This window comes from Paraburkholderia sp. Ac-20347 (assembly GCF_017104805.1).
GTDB lineage: Bacteria > Pseudomonadota > Gammaproteobacteria > Burkholderiales > Burkholderiaceae > Paraburkholderia > Paraburkholderia tropica.
On sequence record NZ_JAAGPN010000308.1, the window covers coordinates 1 to 8,771 of the forward strand.

Genomic DNA, 8,771 nt, shown 5'->3' on the forward strand with positions numbered 1-8,771 from the left:
TCGATCACGCCACCGACGCCGCGAGCCTGTCCGCCGCTGCGGAGCTGGGCGGCGACGCCTTGCCGCCGACGCTGTTCGACAAGCTGGAGCCCACGCAAGCCAACGGCCCCGACGCGCTGCGCGAAGACCGCGCGGAGCACGGCACGCATCCGCAAGGTGTGGCGCCCGGCGAACCGGAAACGCTCGCCGACGCCACCGACGCCGCGAGCTTCGCCGCGGCTGCGGAGTTGGGCGCATCGGCGCTGCCGCCGGAAGGTCTGGCCGAGCCACACCCGATCGAATTGACGATGCCGGGCGAAGACCCGACTCAAGCCGAAACTCACGCCGACGCTCACGATAAACCGCTCGCGACTGACGCCTTTGAAGCCGCCGAGGCCGAAGGCGAACCCGCACCGTTCGCGCCGCACGCGCGCGAACCGCAGCCGCTCGAATTGCGCATGCCCGGCGATCCGGAGCCCGAGCCGGCTGCGCCCGCAGAACCCGTTGTTCCCGCAGTTTCCGCAGAAGAATCAATGCCCTACCAAGAAGTCCCGCAAGAGTTTCCGAAAACCGCAGTCGATGCGCTCGGCAGCATCGAAATGTCGTTGCCGCCGCGCGTGGAAGTGCCGGATGCGCCGGCCATGCCCGATTTCCCGTTCGCGACCGAACCGTCCGCCACGTCGGGCGCGACGCTCGGTCAGCCCCTGCCGTTCGGCCAGCCGCCCGCGCCGCTCGCCGGCCAGGCGATCGAAGCCGGTACCGCGGGCATCGGCTCCATCGCGGGTCTGGGCGCGCCGCGTTTCGGCACGCTTTCGCTCGATTTCGACCTGAACCTGCCGCCCGATTCCGCCGAGCCGCTGCCGGTTTTCTCGCCCGATCAACTCGCGCGCATCGCGCGCAACAAGCTGGATCTCGCGCACGAGTACATCGCGCTGGGCGATCTGTCGGGCGCACGTGCGCTGATCAACGAAGTGATCGAGTCGAGCGACCACGCCACGCGCGCCGACGCGCAGGCGCTGCTGTCGACGCTCTCGCCGCTGTCCTGACGCCTGCCGCATGCGAATCGCGTTAGGCATTCAGTACGACGGCGCCGCGTTCTGCGGCTGGCAATCGCAGCCGCACGGCAAGACCGTGCAGGACGCGCTCGAGCGCGCGCTGCGCGAGTTCGCCACGGTGCCGCTGTCCACGGTGGTTGCGGGCCGCACCGACACGGGCGTGCACGGGCTGGGCCAGGTCGTGCATTTCGACACCGATCTCGATCGCACCGATTTTTCGTGGGTGCGCGGCACCAACGCGTTCCTGCCGTCGACGGTCGCGGTGCAGTGGGCCAAGCCCATGCCCGAGACGTTCCACGCGCGTTTCGCTGCCTTCGAGCGCACCTATTACTACGTGCTCTACGTGCACCCGGTGCGTTCGCCGATGCTGGCGGGCCGTTCCGGCTGGATTCACACGCCGCTCGACGTCGATGCGATGCGCGAGGCGGCCCAATGCCTGATCGGCGAGCACGATTTTTCGGCGTTCCGCTCCTCGGAGTGCCAGTCGAAGACGCCGGTCAAGCACCTGTACCAGATCGACATCCGGCCGCAGGGCGACTTCATCCACTTCCGTTTCCGCGCCAACGCGTTCCTGCATCACATGGTGCGCAACCTGATGGGCTGCCTCGTGGCGGTCGGTCGCGGGCGCTATCCGGCTTCGTGGATGGCCGAGGTGCTGGCGGGACTCGACCGTGGCAAAGCCGCGCCGACTTTCATGCCGGACGGTCTGTATCTCGCCCAGGTAGGCTATCCTGACGAGTTCGCGGTACCCGCGCCGCATACGGCGAGCGTGCCGTGGAGCGCGATCTGGGACGATCCGGCCTGATGCCGCAGCGTCGCAATCGCGCGCAAGTTCGCTCAAATCCGCGCAAGTTGCCTTTAACCATCGAGATATCAACGAGCCTCAAGTCATGACGCAAGCCGAGTCAGTCGATCAGGTCGATCAAGCCGAGCGCGCCGCGCATCGCACGCGTATCAAGCTGTGCGGGCTGTCCACGCCCGAGGCGGTGGACCGGGCGATCGACCTCGGCGCGGACGCGATCGGTCTCGTGTTTTATCCGCCCAGCGCGCGCTCGGTGAGCATCGCGCAGGCCGTCGAGCTGACGCACGACATTCCGCCGTTCGTCTCGGTCGTGGGCCTGTTCGTGAACCCTACGCCGCAATGGCTCAGCGAAGTGGCGAGCAACGTCTCGCTCACGCTGCTGCAATTTCACGGCGACGAAACGCCCGCGCAGTGCGAGTCGCTGGCGGCGGTTGCCGGTTTGCCCTGGTTGCGGGCGCTGCGAGTGGCGGCGGATACTCGGCAGACCGATTTGGTAGAATCGGCGAATAGTTATTCATCAGCCAGCGGCCTTCTGTTCGACACCCATGTCGACGGTTACGGCGGTGGCGGGAAGGTCTTCGATTGGTCACTTATCCCCGCAGGGCTCGCGCGTCGGGCCGTTTTGAGTGGTGGCTTGAACGCGCAAAACGTCGGTGATGCGATTCGCCAGGTGCGTCCGTACGCCGTCGATGTCTCCAGTGGCATCGAGGTACCGGGCGCGAAGGGCGTGAAAGATCACGCCCGTATGGCGGCGTTCGTGCGCGCAGTGCGCGAAGCGGACGCGGGATAATTTTCTGGACCGGCAAGTCCTTGCGCAACGCAAGGCACCATCCGGTCGGAGCGAGTGACTTATGTACAATTTGCCAGATGAACGTGGCCATTTCGGCCAATATGGCGGCGTGTTCGCTGCCGAAACCCTCATGCAGGCGATCGACGAACTGCGCGACGCCTACGCGAAATACAAGGACGATCCCGACTTCCGCGCGGAATATGAGCGCGAGTTGAAGCATTTTGTCGGCCGTCCGTCGCCGATCTATCACGCGCAGCGCTGGAGCGAGATGCTCGGCGGCGCGCAGATCTATCTGAAGCGCGAAGACCTCAACCATACCGGCGCCCACAAGGTGAACAACGTGATCGGCCAGGCGCTGCTCGCCCGCCGCATGGGCAAGCCGCGCGTGATCGCCGAGACCGGAGCGGGCCAGCACGGCGTGGCGACGGCTACGATCGCGGCGCGCTTCGGCATGGAATGCGTCGTCTACATGGGCGCGGAAGACGTGCGCCGCCAGGCCGCGAACGTTTACCGCATGAAGTTGCTGGGCGCGACGGTCGTGCCGGTCGAGTCGGGCTCGCGCACGCTCAAGGACGCGCTCAACGAAGCCATGCGCGACTGGGTCACCAACGTCGAAAACACCTTCTACATCATCGGCACCGTGGCGGGTCCGCATCCGTACCCGATGATGGTGCGCGACTTCCAGCGCGTGATCGGCGACGAATGCCGCGTGCAGATGCCCGAAATGACCGGTCGTCAACCTGACGCCGTGATCGCGTGCGTTGGCGGCGGTTCGAATGCGATGGGCATCTTTTACCCGTATATCGAAGAGAGTTCGGTGCAGTTGATCGGCGTCGAGCCGGCCGGCGACGGCATGGAAACGGGCCGTCACGCCGCTTCGCTCGCGGCCGGTACGCCGGGCGTGCTGCACGGCAACCGCACCTATCTGCTGCAGGACGAGAACGGGCAGATCATCGAGACGCATTCGGTGTCGGCAGGTCTCGACTATCCGGGCGTCGGTCCCGAGCACGCGTGGCTCAAGGACAGCGGCCGCGCGCAGTACGTGACGATCGACGACGAGGAAGCGCTCAAGGCGTTCCACGACTGCTGCCGCATCGAAGGCATCATTCCGGCGCTCGAATCGAGCCACGCGCTCGCGTACGCCGCGAAGCTCGCGCCCACGCTGCCCAAGGACAAGGTTCTGCTGGTGAATCTGTCGGGCCGCGGCGACAAGGACATGCACACGGTCGCCGAGCGATCGGGCATCCAGTTCTAGGCGCCGGGAGCGATACCAGCGATGCGTGACGAGTTCGACGAGCCGACCCTGCCGGCCGCCACAGGCGAGACGGGCGAAATGAGCAGCCAGACGGCGGAGCAGGAAGCCGCCGAGGCGCTGGCTCACGCCGCCGCTTTGCCCGCGGCGACGGCGGTGTCCACGGTGCCGCCGGCAGTGCCCGACGGCATCCGGCTCCTGAACCGCGATTTTCTGACCGATGCGGTGAATTTGCCCGATGCCTCGATCGACCTGATCGTCGCCGATCCGCCTTATGGGCTCGGCAAGGACTACGGCAATGACTCCGACATGCGTTCGGGCGAGGACTTCCTCGCCTGGACGTATGGCTGGCTCGACCTGGCGATTCCCAAGCTCAAGGCCAGCGGCTCGCTCTATGTGTTTTGCACGTGGCAGTACGCGCCCGAGATCTTCGTTTATCTGAAGTCGAAAATGACGATGATTAACGAGATCGTCTGGGATCGTCGCGTACCCAGCATGGGCGGCACGACCCGCCGCTTTACCTCCGTGCACGACAACATCGGTTTCTTCGCGGTCTCGAAGGATTACTACTTCGATCTCGATCCCGTCCGCATCCCGTACGATGCCGCCACGAAGAAGGCGCGTTCGCGCAAGTTGTTCGAAGGCAGCAAGTGGCTGGAGCTCGGCTACAACCCCAAGGACGTCTGGTCTGTCTCGCGGCTGCATCGTCAGCATGCGGAACGTGTCGATCATCCGACCCAGAAGCCCCTGGAAATCGTCGAGCGCATGGTGCTCGCGAGCTGCCCGCCGGGCGGCCGCGTGCTGGACCCGTTCATGGGCAGCGGCACCACGGCAGTCGCTTGCGCGCGTCAGAAGCGCGAATTCGTCGGCTATGAAATCAACGAAAGTTACTGCGCGATCGCGCGCGAACGCGTGAGCGCGGCAGCCGCCGCGCCCGCGTCCGCTGCCCGCGCCACGGCTGTCGCGGCCGGCGCCTGAGGCGCCGCCGCCGCCGTCGGTCTGCGACGCGCGGTATCCATTGAGATTGAGGACCCTGAAATGTCCCGCATCAAAACCACGTTCGAGGCGCTCGCCGCCGCCAGCAAGAAAGGCCTGATCCCGTTCATGACGGCAGGCGACCCCGATCCGGCCCGCACGGTCGAATTCATGCACGCGCTCGCCGCCGGCGGCGCGGACGTGATCGAACTCGGCGTGCCGTTCTCGGACCCGATGGCGGACGGCCCGGTGATCCAGCAGTCGTCGGAGCGCGCGCTCGCGAAGGGCGTCACGCTCAAGAGCGTGCTGGCCGACGTCAAGTGCTTCCGCGAAACCGACAACACCACGCCCGTCGTGCTGATGGGTTACGCCAACCCGATCGAACGCATGGGCGCCGACGTCTTCGCGGCCGCCGCGAAGGACGCCGGCGTGGACGGCGTGCTGGTGGTCGATTATCCGCCCGAGGAATCGGTCGAATTCGCCGCGAAGATGAAGGCGGTCGAGATCGATCCGATCTTCCTGCTCGCGCCCACGTCCACGGCGGAGCGCATCGCCGAAGTGGGCCGCGCGGCCAGCGGCTACGTCTATTACGTCTCGCTCAAGGGCGTGACGGGCGCGGCGAATCTGGACGTCGCGAGCATCGCGAGTAAAATCCCGGCGATCAAGGCGGGCGTGCCGCTGCCGGTCGGCGTCGGTTTCGGCATTCGCGACGCGCAAACCGCCGCCGCGGTGGCCGAAGTGTCGGACGCCGTGGTGATCGGCAGCCGCATCGTCACGCTGCTCGAACAGTCGCCCGCCGACTCCGCCGCCGAGGCGCTCACGCAGTTCATCGCGGGCATTCGCGCGGCGCTGGACGCGCTGTCGGACAACGCGAAATGAGAGTGCTGTAAAATCCACTTTTCGCCATGCGCGGTCGGGGTCGGAACCCGGTCGGTTTTACCGGTCGGGTCAGCTCGATCCGCCGCGCCCGCGCATCACGAAGGTCAAGGAAGAAAATACATGAGCTGGCTCGATAAACTGCTGCCGCCCAAGATCAAGCAAACCGATCCGAAAAGCCGCAAGAGCATTCCGGAAGGTCTGTGGATCAAGTGCCCGAAGTGCGAAGCGGTCCTGTACCGCAACGACGTCGAAGCGAACCTCCACGTCTGCCCGAAGTGCGACCACCACATGCGCATCAATGCGCGCGAGCGCCTCGACGGTCTGCTCGATCCGGAAGGCCGCTATGAGCTCGGTCAGGAAATCGTTCCGGTCGACGCGCTGAAGTTCAAGGACAGCCGCAAGTACCCCGATCGCATCAAGGAAGCGATGGACGATACGGGTGAAACCGACGCGATGGTCGTCATGGGCGGCGCGATCCACACGCTGCCCTGCGTGGTCGCCTGCTTCGAGTTCGCCTTCATGGGCGGCTCGATGGGTTCGGTGGTCGGCGAGCGTTTCGCGCGCGGCGCGCAGACCGCGCTCGAACAGCAAGTGCCGTTCATCTGCTTCACCGCTTCGGGCGGCGCGCGCATGCAGGAAAGCCTGCTGTCGCTGATGCAGATGGCCAAGACCACGGCCATGCTGACCAAGCTCTCGGAAGCCAAGCTGCCGTTCATCTCGGTGCTGACCGATCCCACGATGGGCGGCGTGTCGGCGAGCTTCGCGTTCCTCGGCGACGTGGTGATCGCGGAACCGAAGGCGCTGATCGGCTTCGCCGGCCCGCGCGTGATCGAGCAGACGGTGCGCGAGAAGCTGCCGGAAGGCTTCCAGCGTGCGGAATTCCTGCTGCAGAAGGGCGCCATCGACATGATCGTCGACCGCCGCAAGCTGCGTGAGGAAATCGCCCAGCTCATGGCGCTGTTGCAGCGCCAGCCGGCCGACGCCGTGGCGTAACGACCAGGCGATAGACCAGGCGAAAACCGCCGTCATCCGCACTCAAGCCAACGCGCCGCGAGCGAAAGCAAGCGGCGCGTTGTCATTTCCGCGATAATGCCGTTCTTTCGTGGCGGATCGTTCGCGCGAGATCGCGGTCGAATAGAGCATGTTCGATTGCGGCGCGCGCGGGCAGGACGCCGCGCCGCACGTCCGCTGTTGTTTGCGCCGCTGTTGGCACCGCAGCAGCTGTCCGGCTTTCCATTCGAATCGTTTCACATCGCGTATTCATGAGCACCTTTCCCACTCTCGACGCGTGGCTCACGCATCTCGAAACCGCGCACCCGGTCGGCATCGACATGGGCCTCGGCCGCATTACCCAGGTCAAGGAAGCGCTGAAGCTCCAGTTCGAGTGCCCGATCTTCACCGTCGGCGGCACGAACGGAAAGGGCTCGACCTGCGCGATTCTCGAAACGATTCTGCTCAAGGCCGGTTACCACGTCGGCTGCCACACGTCGCCGCATCTGCTCGCGTTCAACGAGCGCGCGCGCATCGACGGCGAGCAGGCCAGCGACGCCGAACTGCTGCCGCACTTCGAGGCCGTGGAAGCCGCGCGCAACGCGCTGCCGACGCCGGTTTCGCTCACGTACTTCGAGTTCACGACGCTGGCGATCATGCATCTGTTCGCTTCGCGCGGGCTCGACGCGGTGATCTTCGAAGTGGGTCTGGGCGGCCGTCTCGACGCCGTGAACGTGCTCGACGCCGACTGCGCGATCGTCACGAGCATCGACCTCGACCACACCGAATATCTCGGCGACACGCGCGAGAAGATCGGCTTCGAAAAGGCCGGCATCTTCCGCGCAGGCAAGCCCGCGATCTGCTCGGACCCGCTGCCGCCGCAAACGCTCGTCGACCATGCTGAGTCGATCGGCGCCGATCTGTGGCTCTTCGGCCGCGATTTCCGCTTCGAAGGCTCGCCGGGCAGCGAACGCCAGCAATGGAGCTATGTGGGCCGCGCGCAACGCCGTTCGGCGCTCGCGTATCCGGCGCTGCGCGGCGCGAATCAACTGATCAACACCTCGGCGGCGCTCGCCGCGCTCGAAGCGATGCGCGACCGCGTGCCGGTTTCGGCGCAGGACATCCGTCTGGGCCTCGCGAACGTGGAATTGCCGGGCCGCTTCCAGGTGCTGCCGGGCAAGCCCGCGATTATTTTCGACGTCGGCCACAATCCGCATGCCGCCGCCGTGCTCGGGCAAAATCTCGGCAGCATGGGCTATTTTCCGTACACTTACGCGGTATTTGGCGCCATGCGCGACAAGGACATCGCCGGCGTGATCGGCCACCTGAAGGGCGAAATCGACCACTGGTGCGTCACCGATCTGCCGCTGCCGCGCGCGGCGTCCGCGCAACAGCTCGAAGACGCGCTGCGCGAGGCCGGTGTGGAAGACAGCGCCGACAGCAGCATCACGCATTACGAATCGCCCGCCGCAGCATTTCAAGATGCGCTAAAACGAGCGACTGAAAATGATAGAATTATCGTCTTCGGGAGTTTCTTGACCGTCGCCGGCGTCATGGCCTGGCGAAAGTCACAGCAGCACTGAACGCGCGGCGAATCGACGCCACCACGGCAAGCACCACGCAGACAGGCCAAAAGCAGCCATACATGGGAATTTTCTCGTTCGGCAAGAAAGACGAGGCGCCCCGCCGACGCGGCGCCGATGCCGGCTCCAGCCGACGGAGCAGCCAGAACACGCGCGTTGAGCGGCGCAGCCGCCGCACGGACCGGTCCGCCGACGCCGAGGCCATGCTCCTCGATCCCACCTTGCCGGAGAAGCAGCGTGCGCGCCGCCGCCTGGTCGGTGCGATCGCGCTGGTGCTGGCCGCCATCGTGATCCTCCCGATGGTGCTCGACTCCCATCCGAAGCCCGTCACCGACGACATCGCGATCGACATTCCGAGCCATCCCGCGCCCAAGGGGCCCGCTGCCTCCGCGCGCGATGACGACGACGACACGCAAGCCGGCGTCGCGCCCGACAATCCGCCCGCGCCGGGCGCGTCGAGCCTTGC

General features: G+C 66.0%; 9 protein-coding genes and 1 pseudogene. 9 read left to right on the forward strand and 1 reads right to left on the reverse strand.

What is annotated here, in order from left to right; translation table 11 throughout:
* The 7 genes from G3N97_RS33490 to accD all read left to right on the forward strand — a co-directional run.
* A partial coding sequence (locus G3N97_RS33490; RefSeq protein ID WP_277397832.1) for a FimV/HubP family polar landmark protein occupies positions 1-1,025 on the forward strand: 1,025 nt, incomplete at its 5' end.
* Between the two features lie 10 nt (positions 1,026-1,035).
* Entirely contained in the window at positions 1,036-1,839 is an 804-nt protein-coding gene (gene truA / locus G3N97_RS33495) for a tRNA pseudouridine(38-40) synthase TruA (RefSeq protein ID WP_205997180.1), read from the forward strand.
* 85 nt (positions 1,840-1,924) lie between these two features.
* Entirely contained in the window at positions 1,925-2,626 is a 702-nt protein-coding gene (locus tag G3N97_RS33500) for a phosphoribosylanthranilate isomerase (RefSeq protein WP_205997181.1), read from the forward strand.
* A 61-nt stretch (positions 2,627-2,687) separates the two neighbouring features.
* A complete protein-coding gene (trpB, locus tag G3N97_RS33505; RefSeq protein ID WP_205997182.1) occupies positions 2,688-3,881 on the forward strand; it encodes a tryptophan synthase subunit beta in 1,194 nt (397 codons plus the stop codon).
* Positions 3,882-3,959: 78 nt separating this feature from the next.
* The gene (locus tag G3N97_RS33510; protein WP_205997186.1) at positions 3,960-4,856 is read left to right on the forward strand and encodes a site-specific DNA-methyltransferase; all 897 of its coding nucleotides are present in this window, start codon (positions 3,960-3,962) and stop codon (positions 4,854-4,856) included.
* A 60-nt stretch (positions 4,857-4,916) separates the two neighbouring features.
* Positions 4,917-5,732: a tryptophan synthase subunit alpha gene (gene trpA, locus G3N97_RS33515; protein WP_205997183.1), complete on the forward strand. Its 816-nt coding sequence runs from the start codon at positions 4,917-4,919 to the stop codon at positions 5,730-5,732.
* Positions 5,733-5,852: 120 nt separating this feature from the next.
* A complete protein-coding gene (gene accD, locus G3N97_RS33520; RefSeq protein WP_074982625.1) occupies positions 5,853-6,725 on the forward strand; it encodes an acetyl-CoA carboxylase, carboxyltransferase subunit beta in 873 nt (290 codons plus the stop codon).
* Between the two features lie 42 nt (positions 6,726-6,767).
* Here accD and G3N97_RS33525 read toward each other — a convergent pair whose 3' ends face one another.
* Positions 6,768-6,983 carry a hypothetical protein gene (locus tag G3N97_RS33525; protein WP_205997184.1) on the reverse strand — a complete coding sequence of 72 codons (216 nt, stop codon included), beginning with the start codon at positions 6,981-6,983 and terminating at the stop codon, positions 6,768-6,770.
* 11 nt (positions 6,984-6,994) lie between these two features.
* On the opposite strand from G3N97_RS33525, the gene folC reads away from it, so the two are divergent.
* The gene (folC, locus tag G3N97_RS33530; RefSeq protein WP_205997185.1) at positions 6,995-8,305 is read left to right on the forward strand and encodes a bifunctional tetrahydrofolate synthase/dihydrofolate synthase; all 1,311 of its coding nucleotides are present in this window, start codon (positions 6,995-6,997) and stop codon (positions 8,303-8,305) included.
* 62 nt (positions 8,306-8,367) lie between these two features.
* Positions 8,368-8,771, forward strand: a pseudogene (locus G3N97_RS33535) (SPOR domain-containing protein); the annotation flags it as partial.